Raw genomic sequence first — 23,087 nt, 5'->3', positions numbered from 1 at the left:
TAGGCGCAGCACGCGGGCCTCGCATGCGGAGCGTTCCGCCGTCACGGCGAGCGCAGGCGGGCCGCGAGCAGGGTGACGTCGTCCTCGGTGGTGCCGTGCACCAGACGTGTGACGAGGGCGTCGACGAGGCTCTCCAGCGGGCCGTCGACGTCGAGGCTCAGATGTGTCAGGCGCCGTAGCGAGGAGTCGATGTCCCTGCGGCGGTCCTCGATCAGGCCGTCGGTGTACATGAGCAGCACGGTCTTGGGCTTCAGGGACAAGGTCGCGGCCTCGTACCCGCCGAGGTCGGTGCCCAGGGGCGGTCCGGTGGGGACGTGCACGAGTTCGGCCGGGGCGTCGGGGTGCAGCAGCACCGGCGGCGGGTGCCCGGCGCCGGCGAACGTGCAGGTGCCCGCGAGGGGGTCGACGAGGGCGAGCAGGCAGGTGGCCACCCGGTCGATGCCGATGCTCGCCAGGCGGTGGTCGGCCTCCTGGAGGATCCGTTCGACGGGGGCGCCGGAGGCGGCGAGGGTGCGCAGCAGGGAGCGGTACTGGCTCATGGCGACGGCGGCGGTGAAGCCGTGGCCCATGACGTCGCCCATCACCTGGAGGGTGCGGCCGCAGGGCAGGGCCATCGAGTCGAACCAGTCCCCGCCGACGAGGGCACGCTGCCCCGCGGGCAGGTAGCGGGAGGCCGTCTCGACGTCCGGGTGCGGGGTGCCGGGCTCGGACATCAGGGCGCGTTGCAGTTCCAGCGCCATGGTGTGTTCGAGCGTGTACTGGCGGGCGTTGTCGATGGAGACGGCCGCCCGGGCGGCGAGTTCCTGGGCGACGACCACGTCCTCGTCGGTGAAGGGCGCCGAGTCGCCTGCCCGGCACAGGTACAGGACCCCGACCGGGTGGTCCCGCGTCGGCAGGGGCACCACGACGACGGAGTGGATCCCGACGTCGCGGAACACCTCCACGTTGAGCTGCGTGCGCAGCATCTTCAGCATGACGTCGTCCGAAGCGAGGTTCCCGACCCAGGGGCGCCCCGTGTCCAGGCAGCTCCGGGTCGGCGAGTCACGGGGGGCGTCGAAGTAGTACCCGGCCTCCGCTGTGAGGCCGATACGGCCGACGACGTCCGGACCGCCCGCCGAGGCGACGACCCGCAGCCGGAGCACACCGGGGGCCGGTGGCGGCAGGTCGTCGGCCTCCTCCGGGTCCACGGTCCACACCGTCGCCCGGTCGGCGAGGCTCGGCACCACGAAGTCGGCCAGTTCCGCACAGGTCTGCTCGACGCGGAGCGAGGTGCCGACCCGGGTGGCGGCGGTGTCCAGCAGGGCCAGGCGCTGGTGGGCCCGCTCCAGGTCGTCCATGTACTGGCGCAGTCCGCTGACCTCCACCGCGATGCCGCACAGGCCGAGCACCCGGTCGCCGTACTCCAGCCGGTGGTAGACCGCGCTCCACTGCCGCTGCCGGAACGGTGACGGGGCACGTGTGGTGCCGGTGACGGACAGCGCCCGGGGGCGGCCGTCGCCGAGGATCATGCGCAGGATGTCCTCCGAGCGCTGGATGCCCGGCAGGACCTCGGCCATGGTCCGGCCGAGGAACGCGTCGGGCGGCACGCCGCTCATCCGGGCCATGGCGTCGTTGACGTACCGGAAGCGCAGCCGTTCGTCCATGATGGCCACGGCGGCGGCGGTGCCGTCCAGGACGTCGCGGAGGATCTTGTACTCGTGGGCCTGTGCGACGGCCTCGGCCGGCGCGTCGGCCAGCATCGACAGCAGCGCGTCCTCGGCGCCGGAGAAAAGCGTCTTCAGCGGAGACTGGTCGAAGCCCACGCGGATCCTCCTCGTCCGCCCCCTGATCAGAGCACGCCACGTTCCAGTGTGTGGTCGGCACCCGGCATCCGCATCCTCGGGCGATTCCGCCCTGACCTGGGCTTTCACCTGGCTGCTCAACAGGCGGCCCACGATGGCCGCTCTTAGAGTCGGAGCATGGACCTGCCGGTGATGCCCCCTGTGCTGCCGATGCTCGCCAAGTCCGTGGCGGCGATTCCGGCGGGTATGCAGTACGAGGCGAAGTGGGACGGGTTCCGGGCGATCGTGTTCCGTGACGGGGACGAGGTCGAGCTCGGCAGCCGGACCGGGAAGCCTCTGACCAGGTATTTCCCGGAGCTGGTGACGGCGGTGCGGGAGCGGTTGCCCCAGCGGTGCGTGGTGGACGGGGAGATCGTGATCGCGCGGGAGGGGCATCTGGACTTCGACGCGCTGACGGAGCGGATCCACCCGGCGGACTCGCGGGTGCGGATGCTGGCCGAGCGGACGCCGGCCTCCCTGGTCGTCTTCGATCTGCTGGCGCTGGGCGACGAGTCACTGATGGACGTGCCGCTGACCGAGCGGCGGGAGGTGCTGACCAGGGAACTGTCCGGCGTGACGGCCCCCGTGCACCTGGCGCCCGCGACCACCGACATCGAGGTGGCGCGGCAGTGGTTCGAGGAGTACGAGGGGGCGGGGCTGGACGGTGTCATCGCCAAGCCTCTGACGGTGCGCTACCGCCCGGACCAGCGCGCCATGTTCAAGGTCAAGCACGAGCGTACGGCGGACGTCGTCGTCGCCGGGTACCGCCTGCACAAGAGCGGCCCCGTGGTCGGCTCGCTGCTGCTCGGCCTGTACGACGACCGGGGCACCCTCCAGCACGTGGGCGTGTCCGCCGCCTTCACGATGAAGCGGCGCGCCGAGCTGGTGGAGGAGCTGGAGCCGCTGCGGATGGACGACGTCCAGGGCCACCCGTGGGCAGCCTGGTCCGACGAGGCCGCGCACGAGAAGGCGCGGCTGCCGGGGGCGCCGAGCCGCTGGTCGGGCCGTAAGGACCTGTCGTGGGTGCCGCTCAGGCCTGAGCGGGTGGTCGAGGTGGCGTACGACCACATGGAGAACGGGCAGCGCTTCCGGCACACTGCCCGTTTCCGCCGCTGGCGCCCGGACCGGACCCCGGAGAGCTGCACCTACGCGCAGCTCGAGGAGCCGGTCCGCTACGACCTGGCGGAGATCCTCGGCGGCTCAGGCGACTGAGGGCGGCTCAGGGCTGCATCAGCACCTTGACCGCGCCGTCCTGCTTGTTCTGGAACATCTCGTACGCGTGCGGGGCCTGCGACAGCGGCACCCGGTGGGTGGCGAAGTCCTCGACGCCGAGCGGGTCCTCGTCGGTCAGGTACGGGATGATGTCGTCGCTCCAGCGGCGGACGTTGGCCTGGCCCATCCTTAGCTGGATCTGCTTGTCGAACAGGGTGAGCAGCGGCAGCGGGTCCGCCGTGCCGCCGTAGATGCCGGACAGCGAGATGGTGCCGCCGCGGCGGACCAGGTCGATGGCCGTGTAGAGGGCGGCGAGGCGGTCGACGCTGAAGCGTTCGGCGAGCGGGCCGCTCAGCTTGCGGGGCAGGACCGTCGCGGCGTTCTGCACCATGCGCGCCGCCGCGCTGCCGTGCGCCTCGGTGCCGACGGCGTCGATCACGGCGTCGGGGCCGCGGCCGTCGGTCACGTCGCGGATCGCGGCGACGAGTTCCTTCTCGTCGTCGAAGGACCTGAGGTCGAAGGTCTCCACGCCCCGCGCGCGGGCCCGGCGCAGCCGCTCCGGGACCAGGTCCACGCCGAACACCCGTCCGGCGCCGCGCACCTGGGCGACGCGGCAGGCCATGTCGCCGATGGGGCCGAGACCGAGCACGGCGATGCTGCCGCCCTGCGGCACGTCGGCGTAGGCGACCGCCTGCCAGGCCGTGGGCAGGACGTCGGAGAGGTAGACGAAACGGTCGTCGGACGGTCCTTCGGGGACCTTGATCGGGCCGTACTGCGCCTGCGGGACGCGCAGGTACTCGGCCTGGGCGCCCGGCACCGAGCCGTACAGGCGGGTGTAGCCGAACAGGGGAGCGCCCATGCCGTGGGTGTGGACCTGGGTGGTGTCGCACTGGGTGGGCAGACCGGTCAGGCACATCCAGCAGTTGCCGCAGGCGATCTGGAACGGGACCACGACCCGGTCCCCCACCTGGAGGTCCGGGACGCCCGCGCCGACCTCCTCGACGATGCCGATGGGTTCATGACCGAGGATGTCACCGGGGGTCATGAACGGTGTGAGCACTTCGTACAGGTGCAGATCGGACCCGCACAGCCCGGTGGAGGTGATGCGGATGATCGCGTCCGTCGGCTCCTGGATCTTCGGATCGGGCACGGTCTCCACTCGCACGTCCCGCTTGCCCTGCCAGGTCAATGCCCTCATCGCCTCGCGCTCCCTCCGTAGCGTGCGCGTCGGTCGTACGGCCGTCCCCGAGTACCCGGGCGCCCTGCGCCGAACCTTGAGCCGTTCGGCGGACCCTGCGGTAACCCTCCGCCAGAAACGGTCCCCTGTGGCCATCGCCGGACATATAAGAGCACAATCAAGACAAATCGATGTGATGGGGCGCGGTGGCGACGGTGGTCATGGGACGAGGGGTGCGCGGACGGCGTGCGGCTGCGACAGCGGCGCTGCTGGCCGCCACGATGACGGCCGCCCTGGCGGCGGGCTGCACCGGCGGGGGCGGCGGGGGCGACGACGGACGGGGAACGCCCGAGGAGTCGAAGCCGGGGACGTCGCCGTCGGCGAGCGGCCTCTCGGTCCTCGCGGTCAAGATCGACAACGCCCCCACGGCCCGGCCGTCCACGGGTGTCGACGCCGCGGACGTGGTGTACGCGGAGCAGGTCGAGGGCGGGCTGAGCCGGCTGATGGCGGTCTACGCGACCCGTCTGCCCGAGACCGTCGGCCCGGTGCGCAGCGCACGCGAGTCGGATCTGGAGCTGCTGCGCCAGTTCGACCGGCCCACACTCGCCTTCTCCGGAGCGCAGAAGAAACTGCTGCCGCTGATCGACAAGGCACCACTGAAGGCGCAGACGCCGGGCAACGCGGCGGACGCGTACTTCCGTGCCTCCGACAGGCAGGCCCCACACAACCTCTATCTGCGGCCCTCGAAGGTCATGCCCGAAACGCCCGGCGAGGCGGCCCTGACCACCGGTTTCCACTACGGCTCCGCACCCGACGGCGGAAAGGCGACGACCTCGCAGACCGTGCGCTACCCGGCGGCGCGTTTCACCTTCACCTGGTCGAAGCCCCGCGACCGCTGGCTGGTCGGCATGGACGGCGCCCCCGCGACGACGTCCGACGGGAAGCGGATGGCGGCGGCGACGGTCGTCGTGCAGTACGTGAAGGTCCGTCAGTCCGCCTTCCGCGACTTCCTCGGCAACAACACGCCGTTCACCGAGACGGTGGGCTCGGGGAAGGCGAGGGTGCTGCGCGACGGCCGCGCCTACGACGTGGACTGGAAGCGTGAGAAGGCCACGGACGGGACGGCGTTCACCACCGGCGACGGCACACCCGTGAACTTCGCGAAGGGCCAGGTGTGGGTGGTGTACACCGAGGCCCCCTGACGGGCCCGCCCGCTTCAGCCGGGCGCCACCAGGGACTCCCCCGGGTTGCGCAGCCCCTCGGCCGCGTCCGACACCCGCCGGATGAGGTCGAAGAACACCGTCCGCTCCTCGGCCGTCAGCGGGGCGAGGAACACCTGGTTCATCCGGGCGGTGCGCACGGTCAGCTTGCGGTGGGTGCGCAGGCCCTCGTCCGTGAGACGCAGCAGGAAGCGGCGGCCGTCCTCCGGGTCGCGGACCTTGTCGAGCAGTCCGCGCCGGCCGAGCCGGCTGATCACCTCGGCGATCGTGGACCGGTCGAGTCCCACCCGCTCCCCCACCGTGCGCTGGTCCAGGCCGGGTTCGGCGACGAGCGTGTTGAGGACCGCGAACTGGGGCGAGGTGATCTCCTCGGAGACCATCGTGTTCCACAGCAGGTAGTGCGCCTGCTGGAGCCGCCGGGCCAGGTGCCCGGGATGGGTGGTGAGGTCCGCGGCCGCCATGTGCACCCCTCAGTCGTATTCGTCGGTGCACTGAACAATACCCGGCAACTCCCGGGCTGTCTGCCGTCCAAGCTCGGGATCAGAGGCAGATATACCGAGGTCTTGACGCCCCGCTCACCCGATGGCAGCGTGAGGGGAGCTTCACGAAAATACTCAGTGCCCTGACTAAATGGCGGTCGGGACGCTCGGAAGAGATGGGGCTTCTCGGATGGACAAGGTGGTCGCCACAGCCCTGGAGGCGGTGGCCGACGTGCCCGATGGCGCGTCGCTCGCGGTGGGCGGATTCGGGCTGAGCGGCGTGCCGAACGTGCTGATCCAGGCGCTCCACGAACGCGGTGTGACCGGGGTGTCGGTGGTCTCCAACAACTGCGGGGCGATGGAGTCGGGCCTGGCGGTCCTGCTCGCCGCCGGCCGGATCGCCCGGGTGACGGGCTCCTACATCGGCGCCAACAAGGAGTTCGCCCGGCAGTATCTGGCGGGCGAACTGGAGGTGGAGCTGATCCCGCAGGGCACGCTGGCCGAGCGGCTGCGGGCCGGCGGCGCCGGAATCCCCGCCTTCTACACCCCGGCCGGGGTGGGCACCCAGGTCGCCGAGGGCGGACTGCCGTGGCGCTACGACGGACAGGGCGGTGTCGCCCTCGCCTCCCCGCCGAAGGAGGTCCGGGAGTTCGACGGCACCCCGTACGTGCTGGAGCGGGGCATCCGCACCGACTTCGCCCTGGTCCGGGCCGCGAAGGGCGACCGCCACGGCAACCTGGTCTTCAACAAGTCCTCCCGCAACTTCAACCCCCTCGCGGCGATGGCCGGACGGGTCACCATCGCGGAGGTGGAGGAACTGGTGGAGCCCGGCGCGATCGACCCCGACGCGGTGCACCTGCCCGGCATCTTCGTGCAGCGGGTCCTCGCACTCACCCCTCAGCAGGCGGCGGACAAGCAGATCGAGCAGCGGACGGTGAGGTCCTGATGGCCTGGAGTCGCGAGGAGATGGCCGCGCGCGCGGCCCAGGAGCTGAGGGACGGCCAGTACGTCAACCTCGGCATCGGCCTGCCCACCCTCATCCCCAACTACCTCCCGCCCGGCGTCGAAGTGGTGCTCGAATCGGAGAACGGGATCCTCGGCACCGGCCCCTACCCCACCGAGGACACCGTCGACCCGGACCTGATCAACGCCGGCAAGGAGACCGTCACGGTCCTGCCCGGCGCGTCCTTCTTCGACTCGGCGCTGTCGTTCTCGATGATCCGGGGTGGGCACATCGACGTCGCCGTACTGGGCGCCATGCAGGTGTCCGAGCGGGGCGACCTGGCCAACTGGGCGATCCCCGGGAAGATGATCACCGGGATCGGCGGGGCGATGGACCTGGTGCACGGGGCCCGCACGGTGATCGTGGTGATGACCCACACCGCCAAGGACGGCTCCCCGAAGATCCTCGCCGAGTGCGCCCTGCCGCTGACCGGCAAGGGGTGCGTGAACCGGATCATCACCGACCTCGGCGTCCTGGACGTCACCGACGACGGGCTCGTCCTGGTGGAGACCGCGCCGGGCGTGAGCGCCGCCGAGATCGCCGCCGTCACTGACGCCGAACTGACCGTCCCGGAGGGCCTGAAGTGAAGGACGTCTACATCGTCGACGCGGTCCGCACGCCGACCGGCCGCTACAACGGGAGCCTCGCGAGCGTGCGCCCGGATGACCTGGCCGCGCACGCCGTCCGCGAACTCCTGGGCCGTACGCCGCAGTTGGATCCGGCCCGGGTCGAGGACGTGTACTTCGGCAACGCGAACGGGGCGGGCGAGGAGAACCGCAACGTGGGCCGGATGGCCGCGCTGCTCGCAGGTCTGCCCACGTCCGTTCCGGGCGTGACGGTCAACCGGCTGTGCGCGTCCGGCCTGGAGGCCGTGATCCAGGCGGCCCGGGCCATCGCGCTCGGCGACGCGTCCATCGCACTGGCCGGGGGCGTCGAGTCCATGACCCGCGCGCCGTACGTGCTGCCGAAGAACGACAAGCCCTTCCCCGCCGGGCACACCGAGCTGTACTCGACGACGCTCGGCTGGCGGATGGTCAACCCGCGCATGGAGCCGCAGTGGACGATCCCGCTGGGCGAGTCGGCCGAACTCATCGCGGACAAGCACAAGATCGGCCGGGAACAGCAAGACGAGTTCGCGCTGCGCAGCCACCAGAAGGCGGCGCGGGCGCAGTCGGAGGGCTTGTTCGACGGTGAACTGGCGCCCGTGACGATCCCGCAGCGCAAGGGTGAGCCGGTGGTCTTCGCCGCCGACGAAACTGTCCGCGCGGACGCCTCCCTGGCGGCGATGGCCAAGCTGAAGCCGTCGTTCCGTGCGGAGGGCGGCACGGTGACGGCGGGCAACGCGTCCCCGTTGAACGACGGTGCGGCGGCGCTGCTGCTCGTCGACGAGGAAGGGCTGAGGGCGACGGGCCGCGAGCCGCTGGCCCGGGTCCGCGCGACGGGTGTCTCCGCGACCGACCCGCACTACTTCGGGCTGGCGCCGGTGGAGGCGGTGAACCGCGCGCTGGCCAAGGCGGGCAGAGGGTTCGGCGACCTGTCCGTGCTGGAGCTGAACGAGGCGTTCGCCGCGCAGGTGCTGGGGTGTGTGGCCGAGTGGCCCGAGTGTGATCCCGCGATCCTCAACCCGCAGGGAGGCGCGATCGCCCTGGGACATCCGCTGGGCGCGTCCGGGGCACGGCTGGCCGCGACGGTGGCCCATCAGCTGGCCCGGCGGGGCGGTGGCGTCGGAGTCGCGACGCTGTGCATCGGGGTGGGCCAGGGCCTCGCCCTGGTCCTCGAACGGTAGCCCCCCTGTCGGCTGCGGGCCGCCTGTGGCCGGTCGCGCCCGCGCGGCGGCACCGCATATCGATTCAGCCCCGCGCCCCTGAAGGGGCGCGATCCTCGCCCCCGTCGACGAGAACGGTACGAACCTCAGGGACCCCCATGACTCTCACTCAGCACGACATCGACCGGGAGATCGCGGCCGAGCGCGCCGCCTACGAGAAGCGCCTCGCCGACGGCGGGCCCGTGGAGCACCAACCGCGTCGCGACTACGCGCCGTACCGCTCCTCGGTACTCCGCCACCCGAAGCAGCCGCCGGTCGCCATCGACGTCAGCCAGGACCCGGAGCTGGTGGAGCTGTCCTCCCCGGCCTTCGGGGAGCGGGACATCACCGAGACCGACAACGATCTCACCCGGCAGCACGACGGGGAGCCGATCGGCGAGCGCATCACCGTCTCCGGCCGTCTCCTGGACCGGGACGGCCGCCCGGTGCGCGGCCAGCTCGTGGAGATCTGGCAGGCCAACTCGGCGGGCCGCTACGCCCACCAGCGCGAGCAGCACGACGCCCCGCTGGACCCGAACTTCACCGGCGTGGGCCGCACGCTCACCGACGGCGAGGGCCGCTACCACTTCACCACCGTCCAGCCGGGCCCGTACCCGTGGCGCCAGCACGTCAACGCCTGGCGGCCCGCGCACATCCACTTCTCGCTCTTCGGCACGGCGTTCACCCAGCGGCTCGTGACGCAGATGTACTTCCCGAGCGACCCGCTGTTCCCCCACGACCCGATCATCCAGTCGGTGACGGACGACGCGGCCCGGCAGCGACTGGTCGCGACGTACGACCACAGCCTGTCGGTGCCGGAGTTCTCGATGGGCTACCACTGGGACATCGTGCTGGACGGCCCGCATGCCACCTGGATCGAAGAAGGGCGCTGACCTGCCATGACGAAGATCGACACCGGCCGGCCGGAGAGCGTGCTGCCCACCCCCTCGCACACCGTCGGACCGTTCTACGGCCACGCCCTGCCGTTCCGCGGCGGCGAGGACATCGCGCCCCTCGGGCATCCGGACACGGTCACCGTGCACGGGTACGTCCTCGACGGCGAGGGCGGGCCGCTGCCCGACGCCCTGATCGAGCTCTGGGGCCCGGACCCGGACGGCAACGTGCCGACGGCCGACGGTTCGATGCGCCGCGATCCGGCTTCCGGCGGCTTCCTGGGGCGCAACGGCGTGGAGTTCACGGGCTGGGGGCGGATCCAGACCGATGCGAACGGCCACTGGTACGCGCGGACCCTGCGGCCCGGCGCGCGCGGGCGGAGCGCCCCGTACCTCAGCGTGTGCGTCTTCGCACGCGGGCTCCTCGTGCACCTGTACACCCGGATCTACCTGCCGGACGACGCTGAGGCGCTCGCCGCCGACCCGCTGCTGTCCCGGCTGGAGGACGGACGCCGCGACACGCTGGTCGCCGTGGCGGAGGACAGCGGCACGTACCGTTTCGACATCCGCCTTCAGGGCGAAGGCGAGACGGTCTTCCTGGAGTTCCAGTGACAGCTGCGCACGGTGACACCGGCCTGCTCGCCCCCGGATGGTCCGGCTCTGCGGCCTCCTCCGCCACGAGCGACCACGCGTATCTGCGGGCGCTGCTCGACGCGGAGGCGGCGCTGACCCGGGCCCAGGCCGCGCTCGGGCTCGCCCCCGCCGAGGCGGCGGCGGTGGTGACCGAGGCGGCCGGCAGCGACGCCTTCGACGTGCGGTCCGTCGCCGAGCGGGCCCGCGCGGGCGGCAACCCCGTCATCCCCCTGGTCGCGGATCTGACGGAGGCCGTCGGCGAGGAGTACGGCCCCTACGTCCACCGGGGCGCGACCAGTCAGGACATCATGGACACGGCGTCGATGCTGGTCGCCGCGCGCACGCTCGGCCTGCTTCTCGACGATCTGGGCCGCACCGAGCGGGCGCTGGCCGCACTGGCCACCGAGCACCGGGACACCGCGATGCCGGGGCGGACGCTCACCCAGCACGCCGTGCCGACGACGTTCGGGCTGAAGGCGGCCGGGTGGCGGTCGCTGGTGCTCGACGCGCGGGACCGGGTGCTGACCGTGCGGGACACGCTGCCCGCACAACTCGGGGGCGCGGCGGGGACGTTGGCGGCCTTCGGGGCATACGGCGCGAGCGATCCGACCGAGCTGCCGGCGGCGTACGCCCGTGAGCTCGGGCTCCGGGCGCCCGAGCTGCCCTGGCACACCCTGCGGACGCCCGTCGCCGATCTCGCGGGGTGTCTCGCCTTCACGGCGGGCGCGCTCGGCAAGATCGCCGTGGACGTCCTCACCCTCTCGCGCACCGAGATCTCCGAGGTGGTGGAAGGCAGCGGCGGGGGATCGTCCGCCATGCCGCACAAGTCCAATCCCGTACGGTCCACCCTCATCGCCTCCGCCGCGCGGCGGGCCCCGCAGCTCGCGGCCACGCTGTACGGGTCACTGGCGGCGGAGGACGAGCGGCCCGCCGGGGCCTGGCACGCGGAGTGGGAACCGCTCAGGGACCTGCTGCGGCTGGCCGGCGGGGCCGCCCGGGATGCCGTCGAACTGGCGGAGGGGCTGCGGGTCAGGCCCGAGGCCATGCGCGAACACCTGGATCTGACGGACGGGTTGATCGTCTCCGAGCGGCTGTCCGCCGAGCTGGCCCCGGTGCTGGGCCGGGCCCGTGCCAAGGAACTCCTCACCCGGCTGGCCTCGACGGGGCGCCCGCTCGACCAGGCGCCGGAACTGGCGGACGCCGACCTCGACCCCACCCACTACACCGGCTCCGCCGGAGCCCTCACCGACCGTGCTCTGGAGCGACGTTGACACTCCTCAACCACCGTGCCGAAGGGTCCCCCTCCGCTCCCCCGCTGCTGCTCGGCCCCTCGCTGGGCACGTCGTACGCGCTGTGGGACAAGGTGGCGCCCGAGCTGTCGGTCACTCACCGGGTGGTCCGCTGGGACCTGCCGGGACACGGGGGTTCGGCGGCCGGTCTCGTCCGGGCCGGCGCGACGGTCGGCGACCTCGCCGGCCTGGTGCTGGCGCTCGCCGACTCGCTCGGCGTCGAGCGGTTCGCGTACGCGGGTGTGTCGCTGGGCGGGGCCGTGGGACTGCATCTCGCGGTGCATCATCCCCAGCGGCTGTCGTCACTGGCCGTGATCTGCTCGTCGGCGCACTTCAACGGGGCGAAGCCCTGGGAGGAGCGGGCGGCGCTGGTGCGGCGGGAGGGGCTGGCCGGGCTCGCGGACAACGCGGACGCGCGCTGGTTCACGTCCGGGTTCACCGTGCCGGAGCTGGTCCAGGACCACCGGGACGCCGACCCGGACGCCTACGCCGCCTGCTGTGACGCGCTCGCCGCGTTCGACCTGAGGGACCGGCTGCCCGACATCCGCGTGCCGTCTCTGCTGGTCGCCGGCCGGGACGATCCGGCGACTCCGCCCGCACACCTGCGGGAGATCGCCGACGCGGTACCGGACGCGGCGCTCGTGGAGATCCCGGGCGCCTCCCACCTGGCGCCCGCGCAGTGCCCGGAGGCGGTGCTGACCGCACTGCGGGCCCACTTCGGCGCGCCCGCCGGACGCGGGATGGAGGTGCGGCGCGAGGTGCTCGGCGACCCGCACGTCGACCGGGCGCAGGCCCGGCAGACCCCCTTCACGGCGCGCTTCCAGGACTTCATCTCGCGCTACGCCTGGGGTGAGATCTGGACCGACCCGACGCTGTCGCGCCGCGAACGCAGCATGATCACCCTCACCGCGCTGGTCGCGCACGGCCACTACGACGAGCTGGCCATGCATGTGCGGGCGGCGCGCCGCAACGGGCTCACGCAGGAGGAGATCGGCGCGGTCCTGCTCCAGACGGCGGTGTACTGCGGCGTCCCGGCGGCGAACTCGGCGTTCGCCACGGCTCAGCGGGTGCTCGCGGAGGAGGACGACGCCTCGTAGGGGCCGGAGGGTGATCCTGCCGGTCGTACGCCCGACGGCGGCTCGCTCGGGCGCGCACGGCGTGCCTACGGTGGGGACATGTCCACCATCCTGATCACGGGCGCCACCTCGGGGCTCGGCCGGTACGTCGCCTTCGAGCTGGTCCGTTCCGGGCACGTCGTCCTCGTCCACGGCCGGGACGCGGACCGTACCGAGCGGCTGGCCGAGGAGCTGCGCGCCGAGGGGGACGCCGAGGCGTTCGTCGCCGACCTGGCCTCGCTGGCGCGGGTGCGCGAGCTGGCCGGGCACGTCGCCGACGCGCATCCCGAGCTCGACGTGCTGGTGAACAACGCCGGGGTGGGCTTCGGGACGCCCGGTGCGGGACGTGAGCTGAGCGTCGACGGGCATGAGCTGCGGCTCGCGGTCAACTACCTGGCACCGGTCGTGCTGACCCGGGCGCTGCTGCCGGTGCTGCGGGCGAACGCGCCCGCCCGGATCGTCAACGTCGGCTCGGCAGGGCAGGAGCCCCTGGTCTTCGAGGACCCCGAGTTCACCCGCGGCTACGACGGCGTCTCGGCGTACTGCCGCAGCAAGTTCGCCCTCGCGGCGCACACCTTCGCGCTCGCCGAGGAGCTGGCCGGCACCGGTGTCTCGGCGAACGTGCTGCATCCGGCGACCTACATGGACACGGCGATGGTCCGTGAGGCGGACGTGACCCCGTGGAACACGGTCGCCGACGGGGCGGCCGGGGTACTCGCCCTGGCCACGCGGGACAGGGGAAGCGGCGGCTTCTACGACGGGACACGGCCGGGGCGGGCCCACGCGGCGGCCTACGACCCGGAGGTACGGACGCGTCTGGCAGCGGTGACCGATCAACTGGTGCGGACCTGACCGGCCCGTCGCGGCACAGCACCGTCTCCCCTCAAGGGCCGACCGCCCCGGCGCCCCACCCCAGCGCGGCACGGCTTCGGTCGCCCCCACCGGCCGACCGAATACCGCCCGGCCCGTCGGCCCGACGCGGCACCGCCTGCCCTCACCGGCCGGCCGATATTGCCCGACCCGGCCCTGCGGCGCCTGTGCGGCACAGCACCACCGAGCTGCCGGTGCGGCCCCGACCCGGCCGGCGTGCTCAGCGGAGCCCGGCGCCCGTCTCCAGTTCCGCGCGTGCCCGGGCCGCCAGACCGTCCGCTCCGCACGAGACCGCCAGGTCCAGACCGCGGTCGAGGTCGGTCATCGAGCGGGCGGCGATGCCGTACTCGATGCGGGCCGCCGCGTGTTCGTACTGGCAGGGCGAGGCCTCCAGGTAGGTGACGGCCTGGGCGGCGAGCCGGACCGCGCGCTGGCCGGTCTCCAGGGCGGCGGCGCAGCGCAGGGCCTCCCCTATCGCGGTGTCCGTGCCGAAACGCTCGGCCCTGCGGCGGACGTCGACGGCGAGCCGGGCGGCACGGTCCGGGTCCTCGGTGCGCAGGGCCCGGGCGAGATCGGCCGCCCAGGGGACGAGTACCGGGTTGTGGTGGCCGCGCGCCGCCGCGGCCTTCTCGGCGGCCTCCAGTTCGTTGATGCCGTCCTTGGTGCGGCCGACGGCCAGCAGCAGCCGGCCGCGCACCGAGCGTGGGTCCGGCAGGACGATGGTGGACGGGTAGGGCGGGGCGAAGCCGTGCCGTTCGGCGACCTCCCAGGCCTCCGCGACCCGGCCGCGGGCGAGCAGCGTGTCGACGAGGTTGCAGGTCGCGGACCAGTACAGGGACAGGCCGCGGCCGACGCGCTCGGCGAGGCGCAGCGACTCGCGCAGGGACGCCTCCGCGTCCTTCAGCCGGCCCCGCCTGCGGTGGCCGAGCCCCACGTAGGCATGGGCCAGGGCGAGGTGGCCGCCGCTCCAGCCGGCCGTCTCGTAGGCGCGCAGGGCCTCGTTGTAGAGGGACTCGGCGCGGTCGAGGCGGTCGGTGAAGGCGTACGCGTTGGCCAGCATCAGCAGCAGTTCGATGCCCCACTCGGTGTCGGTCCAGCCGAGTCCGGGGGCCAGACGGCCGTTGACGAGGGCGCGGTCGCACAGCTCGGCGACCTCCTCGGCGTTCTCGCCGTGCATCAGGGCGTCGAAGCCGCGCAGGATGAGCAGCGCGCGTTCGGAGTTGTCCCGGCCGGTGCAGGTGCTCGCGAGGTCGGCGAGCCGCTGTGAGCGGCCCGGTGAGGTGGCCTCGCCGGCGTGGAGGCCCTCCCACATGAAGTGCACGGCCTGGAGCCGCATCCGGGCGGGTCCCGGCTGGAGCCGGGCGGCCTCCGCCTCGACCGTGCGGACGGCCTCCTCCAGCTGGTCGTTGTGGAGCAGCGCCTGGGAGAGCCGGAAGACGGCGTCCACCCGCTGGTCCCCGTCGAGGCCAGGCATGCCGAGCGCCGTGCGCAGGTGGCCGATGGTGCGGGCGGGCGCGGTCAAGAAGGTGGCCTCGGCCAGTTCGTACAGCACGTGCGGGTGCGAGTCGGGCCGGGGCGGTTCCTTGAGGGCGCGTTCCAGGCAGCGGCGGGCCGCGTCGGGGGCGCCGACGGCGAGGTGCTCGCGGGCGGCTTCCCGGAGTTGCCCGACGAGTTCCTCGTCGTCGTCCGGGTGGACCTCGATGAGATGGCGGGCCGCGGCCGCGGCGCCGTGCCCCTCGTCGGTGACGATCCGGGCGGCGATGCCGTGCATGGCGGTGCGCAGGGCGTCGGGGATGGAGTTGTAGACGGCGGTGGCGATCAGGGGGTGGACGAACTCCAGGTCGCCGTCGCCGCTGCGGCCGGTCGCGGGGTCGGGTGCGGTGAGGATGCGGGCGGTGCGCAGCAGTTCGGCGGAGCGGCGGGCTTCGTCGGGCTTCAGGGTGGCGAGCTTGGCGACCAGGTCGATGGAGATGCCGGTACCGAGGATGGCGGCGGCCCAGGCGAACCTGGTCGCGTCTATGCCGAGTTCCTCCAGGCGGGCGACGAGGCCGCCGCCGCGGGCGGAGCGGTTGAGTTCGCGCAGTTCCCCGGCCCGGGCCTCGACCGGTTCGAGTTCGCTGTCCTGCACCTTGGCGAGGAGTTCGACCGTCTCGTAGGGGTTGCCGGCGGTGACGGCCCAGACCTCGCGGCAGAACGCGGCGTCGGCGTGCGATCCGAGGGTGGCGCGGGTGAGTCCGGCTGTGGCGTCCGGGGTGAGGGCGCTCAGGGGCGTGGCGGGTCCGTCCGCCGCGGCGGCGACGGTGTCGAGGTGGCGGGCGCTCGCGCCGGGGACGTCGTCCGGGCGGCGGGTGACGACGACCAGGACGGACACCTCGTCGAGGCGCTCTGCGAAGGCCGCGAGCCAGTGCAGGGTCTCCTGGTCGGCCCAGTGGGCGTCGTCGATCAGCAGGACCAGCGGCCAGTCCCGGCGGGAGAGCCGGCGCACGGCCGCGACCAGGCCGTCGCACACGCCCCGCGGGTCGGCCTGCCGGTCGCCGGGGTCGGCTATGCCGAGGGCGGGACCGGCGATGTCGTACCAGTCGCCGAGGTAATCGCGTGCCTCCTCGGGCAGCATCGACACCAGCGCCGGTTGCAGTAACTGCCGTACGACGTTGAAGGGGACCGACCTGAGGGTCTCACCGCCGCGCGCCGACCAGACCGTGCAGCCGCGGGCCTCGGCGATGCGGCGGGTTTCGGCCAGCAGCGCGGTCTTGCCGAGTCCGGCCTCGCCCCGGAAGACCAGCAGCCCGCCGGGCGAGGTGCGGTCCGCGCAGAGGCTGTCGAGCGCCCGCGTGACGGCGGCGACTTCCTCGTCGCGCTCCCACAGGGAGTCCGAGGCGGCGGCCGTGGGCCGTACCTCCGTCATCCCGCTACCTCCCGAAGTCGCCCGAACGACGTACAGACGTCGAGCGTAGCCCTCCGATTGCCTGAGTGGAGGGTGGACCGGGCACCAGTTGCCGTGACGGGTGAAACCGGGTGCGGCATGGCGACGCGGCCAATCCGCCACCAGCCGTCTTCGGGCCAACGTCCCACGGAGGTACGGAAGGTGACGTCCATTCACCAGGAACGGGATCCACGAAGCGGCCGCCGGGCGCTGGTCGCGGGGTCGGTGGGCAATCTCATCGAGTGGTACGAGTTCGGCGTCTACGGCTACTTCGCGACGATCATCGCGGCGCGGTTCTTCACCCCGGAGGGCGGCAGCGAGGTCGAGGGCTTGGTGAAGACCTACGCCTCGTTCGCCCTGGCGTTCTTCTTCCGGCCCGTCGGGGCGGCGCTTTTCGGCCGTTTGGGCGACCGGGTGGGCCGTCGTCCGGTGCTGGTCCTGGTGATCACGCTGATGACGATCGCGACGACCCTGATCGGCGCGCTCCCCACGTACGCGCAGGCGGGTGCCGTGGCGCCCTGGCTGCTGACGTTCCTGCGGGTGCTCCAAGGCCTGTCGGCCGGTGGGGAGTTCGGCGGCGCGGTGTCGGTGATGACGGAGTTCGCGCCGCCGGGCCGGCGGGGGCTGTACGGGGCGTGGCAGTCGTTCACGATGGCGCTGGGGCTGCTGGCCGGTGCGGGGGCGGCCGCGCTGCTCGCCACGGTGCTGACGCAGGAGCAGCTGGGCGCGTGGGGCTGGCGGCTGCCGTTCCTGCTGACGTTGCCGCTGGGGCTGGGGGCCTTGTGGCTGAGGCTGCGGCTGGACGAGACGCCGGCGTTCGAGAGGGAGCGGTCGCGGGAGACCGAGACTCCGCCGTCACGGGAGGTCGCGAAGGCTGTCGCGCTGGGCGCGGGGCGGATCATGGGCTGGGCGGCGGCCGGCTACACGTTCCTGGTCGTGCTGCCGTCGTATCTGCAGAGTTCGCTGGGCGCGACCTTCCAGCAGGCGCTGGTCGCCACGGTGCTGGCCAACCTGGGCTTCGCGGTCACGATCGTGCCGGCCGGGCTGCTGAGCGACCTGCTCGGGCGGCGGGCGGTGATGCTGGCGGGGGCGGTGCTGGTGGTGGTCCTCGCGGTGCCGCTGCTCAACCTTCTCCAGCAGTCCGGCGTTTCGAACACCGTGAAGGGTGTGGCGGTGCTCGGTGCGGGCGCGGTGGTGGGGCTGATGGCGGGGCCGGGGCCGGCCATGCTGTCGGAGATGTTCCCGACGCGTGTGCGCTACACGGGTCTGGGACTCGCCTACGCGCTGTCCAATGCGGTGTTCTCGGGGTGTGCGGGGCTCATCATCACGGAGACGATCGAGCGGACGGGAAGCGTGGACATCCCGGCGTACTACGCGGCTGTGGCATGCGCGGTGAGCGTGCCCGCGCTGCTCACGCTGCCCTCCCGGAGGGTGCGCGGGGCGAAAGCGGTTCAGGAGGGCGTCGGTTGAAGCGATGCGGGTGATCGGTCTCATGTCCGGCACGTCGTACGACGCCATCGACGCGGCGGCGGCCGAGCTGGACCTCGTCGGGGACAGCCTGGTGCTGAAGCCGCTCGGCATGGTGAGCGAGACGTACGACGGTGAGCTGCGCGAGAGCCTGGCTGCCGCCCTGCCGCCGGGGACCACCACGCTGGGCGAGGTGTGCCGGCTGGACACCCTGATCGGGCAGGCCTTCGCGGCGGCGGCGGTCCGGGCCGATCGGGAGCTGTGCGCGGGGCGGGCCGAGTTGGTGGCCTCGCACGGGCAGACCGTCTACCACTGGGTCGCCGGCAAGCAGGTCCACGGCACCCTGCAGCTCGGGCAGCCCGCCTGGATCGCCGAGGCGACCGGGCTGCCCGTGGTCGCCGACTTCCGGCCGCGTGACGTCGCCGCCGGCGGGCAGGGCGCGCCGCTGGTCAGTCTCGTCGACCTGCTGTGGCTGCGCGGGCGGCCGGGCCGGCCCGTGGCACTCAACCTCGGCGGGATCGCGAACCTCACCGCGCCCGACGGGACCGCGTTCGACACCGGGCCGGGCTGCGCGCTGATCGACGCGGCCGCCCGGGGGTTCAGCGGCGGGGCCCTGGCCTACGACGTGGACGGGGCCCTCGCCGCTCGCGGCCAGGTGCACGGGCCGCTGCTGGACCGGCTGCTGGAAGAGCCGTACTACGCGCTGTCCGCGCCCAAGACGACGGGCAAGGAGCTGTTCCATCTCGGTCATCTGCGGGACGCGCTGACCGGGTTCGGGACGCTTCCCGCCGAGGACGTCGTCGCCACGCTGACGATGCTCACGGCCCGGACGGTGGCGGACGCCGTGCGGTCCGTCGGCGCGACGGAGGTCATCGGCTCGGGCGGCGGAACACGCAACCCCGTTCTGCTGGGGATGCTCGGGGATCTGCTGCCGGGTATGGCGGTGCGCACCTCGGACGAACTGGGGCTGCTGTCCGACGCGAAGGAGGCCTACGCCTTCGCGGTGCTGGGGTTTCTGACCGTGCACGGGCTGCCGGGCACCGAGCCCGCGAGCACCGGTGCCCGGCATCCGAGCGTGCTCGGGTCGGTGACACCGGGCCGGGACGGGTGGAGACTTCCGCCGCCGGCCGGCCGGCGGCCGAGGCGTCTGCTGGTGGGCTGACGCGTTACCTTCGACTCCTCTCATGCCTCTTTCACGCACGCCTCATACGGTGGGGGCATGACGCAGGAGACTCCTCCCGGGTGGTACCCCGACCCCGGACAGACAAGTGACGGGCCCGCCACCGAGCGCTGGTGGGACGGCAAGGCCTGGACGGACCGCATCCGTCCGGCGGAGCCGGCCACCCCCTGGGGTCCCCCTACGCAGGCCCCGACCACCGGCAACTCACCGGCGGAGCCGCCCTCCAGCACCCCTCCGACACCCTCCGGGGACCCGGCCGCCTCGGGCCGGCCAGGGGCCGAGGGGCGGCCGAACCCCACCGCCTCGTCGGGCACGGCCGAGCAGCCGGACACTGCCGAACAACCGGGCGCTACCGGGCAATCAACTCCCACCGGACATCCGGAGCCTGCCGGGCAGTCACATACTGCGAGACGGCCGGATACCACCGCGCAATCGGGCAGTTACGGCCAACCGGGCCAAGCCGGATATCCAGGTGATCCCGGGCAGTCAGGCTCCGCCGGACATCCGGGCGTTGCCGGGCAGGCAGGTGTCGGCGGATACCCGGGCGCCCCGGCGCAGCCGGGCCTCGCCGGACACGCGGGCGCTCCCGGGCACCTCGGCCCCGCCGCGTACCCGGGCGCCCCCGGGCAGCCGGGTCCGGCCGGGTACCAGGGCGTTGCCGGGTACGCCGGTGCCGCCGGGTACCCGGCGTATCCCGCGGCCCCTCCGGCCGGCCGTGGCCGGCGGCTGCGGATCGGGGCGGCCGTGGGCGCGGCCGTGGTGGTCCTCGCCAGCATCGGCGTAGGCGTGTACGCGCTGACCGACAACGGCGGCGGTGGCGGCTCGGCCACTTCGCAGGGGCCGGGCGGCCCCGGCGGCCCGGGCGGAACCGGAGGCCAGGGCGGGCCGTTCGGCGGGCCCGGCGGCCCGGGGGGTTCCGGAGGCTCCGGGGGGTCGGGCGGCTCCGGCGGCTCCGGCGGACAGAGCCCGTCGCCCGAACAGTCCGAGCCACCGAAGATCAGGAGCGGCTCGGTGACCGACGCGGTCTCCGGGATCAGCCTGCCGATCCCCAAGGGCTGGTACGGCCAGGAGGCCAGGGCCGGTGCACAGGTGACGTCCGAGGACTCCTACAAGTGCCCCGGCGACACCTCCGCGACCTGCACGAAGGGCGGCGCCTACTCGGCACCGGCCCTGCTCCTCGGCACCAAGGGCAGCACCGCCGAGGAGGTCGCGAAGGCGGACATCGCGGCGAACGCCGAGGAGTCCTACGGCGGCAAGTCCTACGGCGGGATCACCTCGCACGACGTGCTGGACTCCAAGGCCGTGACGGTGGCCGGGCAGAAGGGCTACCTGGTGCGCTGGAAGGCCGTCACGAGCAAGGGCGCCGACGGCATCGTGGAGTCACTCGCCTTCCCCTCCCCCGCGAACGCTAAGCAGCTGGTGGTCGTCCGGTTCGGCGTCGACGCCGACCAGAAGGAGGCCGTTCTGGACGACATCACCAAGGGCATCAAGGTGTCGACGGGCAGCGGCAACGGCCAGGACGTCTGACGAGGAGCGGCCCGCCGGACAGCGGTCGGCCGGGTGGGGCGCCCCCGCCGCTCACAGGGGCACCCCACCCGGCCGGGGGGTGCGCGCCGCCCCCGTCCCCACGGGTCGGCGCGGTCGGGTCACCGTCCGGTCATCCCGTGGACGGCGGCCCGGGTCTCAAGTCAGGCCTAGTGCCGGCAGCACGGCCGCCTCCACGAACCGGACCAGGTAGTCCGGGTCGGCGTACTCGCCCTCCAGGAGGGGCCGGACGCGCAGGACGCCGAACATCTGGGCCGGGATGAAGTCCAGCGCCGGGTGATCGGCGGGCACCTCCCCGCGTTCGACCCCGCGCCGGATGATCTCCTTCAGCGCGGCGATCTCCGGCTCGATCAGCGCCTCGCGCAACGCGCACTGCAGCTCGGGGTCCTGGGGCGCGGCATGAGCAAGGGCCTGGAGCAGTCGGGTGTCCCGGCCCGACAGCTCGCCCGCCGCCCGGGCGGCCTCACGCAGGTCGTCCGCCAGCGAACCGGTGTCGACGCGGCGCGTCCGCCGGTTCGAGCGCAGCGCCGCCGCCACGAACTGGGGCTTGGTCTTCCACTGGCGGTAGAGCGTGGACTTGCTGCACCGAGTGCTGGCGGCGATCCCCTCCATGGTGACGGAGTCGTACCCGCACTCACGGAGCTGCTCCAGCACGGCGTCGAAGAACTCCCGCTCACGCTCGGGCGTGATCTTGGAGCGGCGCGAGGAACCGGCCGGCTCGGGCCGGTCCGCAGCCTGCGACGTCATGGGCGATGCTCCCGGTCTTCGTCGGCGGCCCGGAAAATTCCCGGTCCGCGCTGTGTTCTACGTCTATCGATACGCCAGTGTACCGGTACGGAGGCGTATCGGTACACTGCCGTATCGGTACGCACCCGTACCGATAACTGCACCGTCATCGAAGGGGCCGGGGGATGAATGCCCGCACCGAGCCTGCGCCGGCGGGGTCCGACGCGATAGCGCGACCGCCGCTCGTCCGGGAGCTCCTGCTCGTCGCAGGGCTCTTCCTCGTCTACAAGTTCGGCAGGCAGCTGGCCACAGGCCACACCGGCGAAGCCCTCCACAACGCGCACCGCGTGTGGGACTTCGAACGAGCGGTCCATCTGCCCGGCGAGGGCGCGGTGCAGTCCCCGCTGCTGCACGGCGACGGCCTGGTGCACATCGCGAACACCTACTACGCGGCCGTCCACTTCCCCGCCACCGTCGCCTTCCTGGTCTGGCTCTACCTGCGCCGGCCCGCCCACTACGTGTGGGCCCGCCGGGTCCTGGCCGCGGTCACGGCCGCCGCACTGGTCCTGCACCTGCTGTTCCCGCTCGCCCCGCCCCGCATGCTGGCCGCGACCGGTCTGGTGGACACCGCACGGCTCTACGGGCCGTCGGTGTACGGCGATCCCGCGACCGACTCCCTGTCGAACCAGTTCGCGGCGATGCCGTCGCTGCACTTCGGCTGGGCCCTGATGGTGGCGATCGGCCTGATCGTCGCGACCCGTTCGCGGTGGCGGTGGCTGTGGCTGCTGCATCCGCTGCTGACGCTGCTGGTGATCGTCGGCACGGCGAACCACTACTGGCTGGACGCGGTCGTGGCGACGGCCCTGCTCGGCCTCGCGCTCAGGGCGGTCCCGCCGCCCCACCGCACGGCGAGCTCGGCGGACCGCGCGCAGGACAGCCCCGTACCGGCTCCGGCCGGGGAGCAGACGCTCGTGGGGGCCGTCCGATGAACGCCGTGCTCGTCGCCGTCGCCCTGTCCCTCGTCTCCGCCGTCGCCTACGCGGCCGCGGCGGTCGCCCAGGAGCGGCTCGCCGCCCGCTCCCCCGGCTCGGGCACGCTCCGGCTGCTGGCGAGCGGCGCCTGGTGGTGGTCGGTCGGGCTGAACGCGTCGGCCGCGCTGCTGCACGTCGTGGCGCTCCGATACGGTCCGCTGACCGTGGTCCAGCCGCTCGGCGCGCTCACCCTGGTCGCGGCGGTGCCCATGGGCGCCCGGATCGCGGGCCGGCGGGTGCGCGCGGTCGAGTGGCAGGGCACCGCGCTGACCCTGCTGGGCCTGGGCGCGATCCTGGTCACCGCGTCCGGTCCGGCCCCGGACGACGTGCTGAGCGTGCCCGAGGCGCTGGCGGTCGCGGGCGCCACCGCGGCCCTCATCGGGGTGCTGTCGCGGCCCGGCGCCCGCCCCGGGCTGCGGCACGCGACCGCGTCGGGGCTCGCCTCCGGGGTCGCCTCGGCGCTCACCCAGACGGTGACGGTGGCCGCGACGGACCGGTCCGGTCCGCTGCTGAGTGTCCAGGTGGTCGGGGTGGCGCTGCTCGTGGCGGCCTTCGCGGCCGGCGGTCTGATGCTGTCGCAGACGGCGTACCGGGGCGGTCTGGGCGCCCCGCTCGCGACGGTGACGCTGGCCAACCCGCTGGCCGCCGCCGTGATCGGTCTGTCCCTGCTGGGCGAACGTCTCCAGGGCGGCCCGGCGGG

19 protein-coding genes and 2 pseudogenes are annotated in these 23,087 nt (G+C 73.1%); 16 read left to right on the top strand and 5 right to left on the bottom strand.

Translation table 11 applies throughout. The features are described 5' to 3' along the window. Window positions 1-41 precede the first annotated feature (41 nt). Window positions 42-1,802, bottom strand: a complete 1,761-nt coding sequence (locus tag SSQG_RS33105) for a SpoIIE family protein phosphatase (RefSeq protein WP_003994330.1) — start codon at window positions 1,800-1,802, stop codon at window positions 42-44. Window positions 1,803-1,958: 156 nt separating this feature from the next. Between SSQG_RS33105 and SSQG_RS33100 the strand changes: the two genes are divergently transcribed. Next, on the top strand, window positions 1,959-3,032 hold the full coding sequence (locus SSQG_RS33100) for an ATP-dependent DNA ligase (RefSeq protein ID WP_003994329.1): 1,074 nt from the start codon (window positions 1,959-1,961) through the stop codon (window positions 3,030-3,032). 7 nt (window positions 3,033-3,039) lie between these two features. Here the strand turns inward: SSQG_RS33100 and SSQG_RS33095 are convergent, their stop codons facing one another. Beyond that, window positions 3,040-4,230, bottom strand: coding sequence for a zinc-dependent alcohol dehydrogenase (locus tag SSQG_RS33095; protein ID WP_039934158.1), 1,191 nt, complete (start codon window positions 4,228-4,230; stop codon window positions 3,040-3,042). Between the two features lie 200 nt (window positions 4,231-4,430). On the opposite strand from SSQG_RS33095, the gene SSQG_RS33090 reads away from it, so the two are divergent. Further along, on the top strand, window positions 4,431-5,411 hold the full coding sequence (locus tag SSQG_RS33090) for a DUF3048 domain-containing protein (RefSeq protein WP_039935602.1): 981 nt from the start codon (window positions 4,431-4,433) through the stop codon (window positions 5,409-5,411). A gap of 14 nt (window positions 5,412-5,425) precedes the next feature. Here the strand turns inward: SSQG_RS33090 and SSQG_RS33085 are convergent, their stop codons facing one another. Beyond that, complete coding sequence (locus SSQG_RS33085; RefSeq protein ID WP_003994326.1) at window positions 5,426-5,890, bottom strand: MarR family winged helix-turn-helix transcriptional regulator; 465 nt, start codon at window positions 5,888-5,890, stop codon at window positions 5,426-5,428. A gap of 208 nt (window positions 5,891-6,098) precedes the next feature. On the opposite strand from SSQG_RS33085, the gene SSQG_RS33080 reads away from it, so the two are divergent. The 8 genes from SSQG_RS33080 (at window position 6,099) to SSQG_RS33045 (ending at window position 13,497) form a co-directional block, all read left to right on the top strand. Further along, on the top strand, window positions 6,099-6,854 hold the full coding sequence (locus SSQG_RS33080; RefSeq protein WP_003994325.1) for a CoA transferase subunit A: 756 nt from the start codon (window positions 6,099-6,101) through the stop codon (window positions 6,852-6,854). Then, the gene (locus tag SSQG_RS33075; RefSeq protein ID WP_003994324.1) at window positions 6,854-7,498 is read left to right on the top strand and encodes a CoA transferase subunit B; all 645 of its coding nucleotides are present in this window, start codon (window positions 6,854-6,856) and stop codon (window positions 7,496-7,498) included. Before SSQG_RS33080 ends, SSQG_RS33075 begins: the two co-directional genes overlap by 1 nt. Then, entirely contained in the window at window positions 7,495-8,697 is a 1,203-nt protein-coding gene (locus tag SSQG_RS33070) for a thiolase family protein (protein ID WP_003994323.1), read from the top strand. Before SSQG_RS33075 ends, SSQG_RS33070 begins: the two co-directional genes overlap by 4 nt. 137 nt (window positions 8,698-8,834) lie before the next feature. Further along, entirely contained in the window at window positions 8,835-9,608 is a 774-nt protein-coding gene (gene pcaH / locus SSQG_RS33065; protein WP_003994322.1) for a protocatechuate 3,4-dioxygenase subunit beta, read from the top strand. A gap of 6 nt (window positions 9,609-9,614) precedes the next feature. Next, on the top strand, window positions 9,615-10,220 hold the full coding sequence (gene pcaG / locus SSQG_RS33060) for a protocatechuate 3,4-dioxygenase subunit alpha (RefSeq protein WP_003994321.1): 606 nt from the start codon (window positions 9,615-9,617) through the stop codon (window positions 10,218-10,220). Then, entirely contained in the window at window positions 10,217-11,512 is a 1,296-nt protein-coding gene (pcaB, locus tag SSQG_RS33055) for a 3-carboxy-cis,cis-muconate cycloisomerase (protein ID WP_003994320.1), read from the top strand. The genes pcaG and pcaB overlap by 4 nt, the downstream gene beginning before the upstream one ends. Next, complete coding sequence (gene pcaD, locus SSQG_RS33050; RefSeq protein WP_003994319.1) at window positions 11,509-12,627, top strand: 3-oxoadipate enol-lactonase; 1,119 nt, start codon at window positions 11,509-11,511, stop codon at window positions 12,625-12,627. The genes pcaB and pcaD overlap by 4 nt, the downstream gene beginning before the upstream one ends. A 78-nt stretch (window positions 12,628-12,705) precedes the next feature. Then, window positions 12,706-13,497, top strand: coding sequence for an SDR family NAD(P)-dependent oxidoreductase (locus SSQG_RS33045; protein WP_003994318.1), 792 nt, complete (start codon window positions 12,706-12,708; stop codon window positions 13,495-13,497). A 238-nt stretch (window positions 13,498-13,735) separates the two neighbouring features. Here SSQG_RS33045 and SSQG_RS33040 read toward each other — a convergent pair whose 3' ends face one another. Further along, on the bottom strand, window positions 13,736-16,420 hold the full coding sequence (locus tag SSQG_RS33040; RefSeq protein ID WP_003994316.1) for an ATP-binding protein: 2,685 nt from the start codon (window positions 16,418-16,420) through the stop codon (window positions 13,736-13,738). A gap of 180 nt (window positions 16,421-16,600) precedes the next feature. On the opposite strand from SSQG_RS33040, the gene SSQG_RS33035 reads away from it, so the two are divergent. The 4 genes and pseudogenes from SSQG_RS33035 to SSQG_RS33025 all read left to right on the top strand — a co-directional run. Continuing rightward, entirely contained in the window at window positions 16,601-17,908 is a 1,308-nt protein-coding gene (locus tag SSQG_RS33035; RefSeq protein ID WP_003994315.1) for an MFS transporter, read from the top strand. A 4-nt stretch (window positions 17,909-17,912) separates the two neighbouring features. After that, window positions 17,913-19,067, top strand: a complete 1,155-nt coding sequence (locus SSQG_RS33030) for an anhydro-N-acetylmuramic acid kinase (protein ID WP_003994314.1) — start codon at window positions 17,913-17,915, stop codon at window positions 19,065-19,067. A gap of 57 nt (window positions 19,068-19,124) precedes the next feature. Beyond that, window positions 19,125-19,208: pseudogene (locus SSQG_RS44130) on the top strand (DUF2510 domain-containing protein); the annotation flags it as partial. Window positions 19,209-19,664: 456 nt separating this feature from the next. After that, a pseudogene (locus tag SSQG_RS33025) lies at window positions 19,665-20,612 on the top strand (hypothetical protein); the annotation flags it as partial. A gap of 156 nt (window positions 20,613-20,768) precedes the next feature. Here SSQG_RS33025 and SSQG_RS33020 read toward each other — a convergent pair. Continuing rightward, window positions 20,769-21,377, bottom strand: a complete 609-nt coding sequence (locus SSQG_RS33020) for a TetR/AcrR family transcriptional regulator (RefSeq protein WP_003994311.1) — start codon at window positions 21,375-21,377, stop codon at window positions 20,769-20,771. A 164-nt stretch (window positions 21,378-21,541) separates the two neighbouring features. On the opposite strand from SSQG_RS33020, the gene SSQG_RS33015 reads away from it, so the two are divergent. Further along, window positions 21,542-22,345 (top strand): phosphatase PAP2 family protein, encoded by an 804-nt coding sequence (locus SSQG_RS33015; protein WP_003994310.1) that lies wholly within the window; start codon window positions 21,542-21,544, stop codon window positions 22,343-22,345. Beyond that, window positions 22,342-23,087 (top strand): hypothetical protein (locus tag SSQG_RS33010; protein WP_003994309.1); only part of this gene is annotated, 746 nt, incomplete at its 3' end. The genes SSQG_RS33015 and SSQG_RS33010, both read left to right, overlap by 4 nt.

Origin of the sequence: Streptomyces viridochromogenes DSM 40736 (assembly GCF_000158955.1) — a bacterium.
Classification (GTDB): domain Bacteria; phylum Actinomycetota; class Actinomycetes; order Streptomycetales; family Streptomycetaceae; genus Streptomyces; species Streptomyces venetus.
Note: the sequence above shows the minus strand (reverse complement) of the source record. Positions and strands in the feature narration are given on the sequence as shown.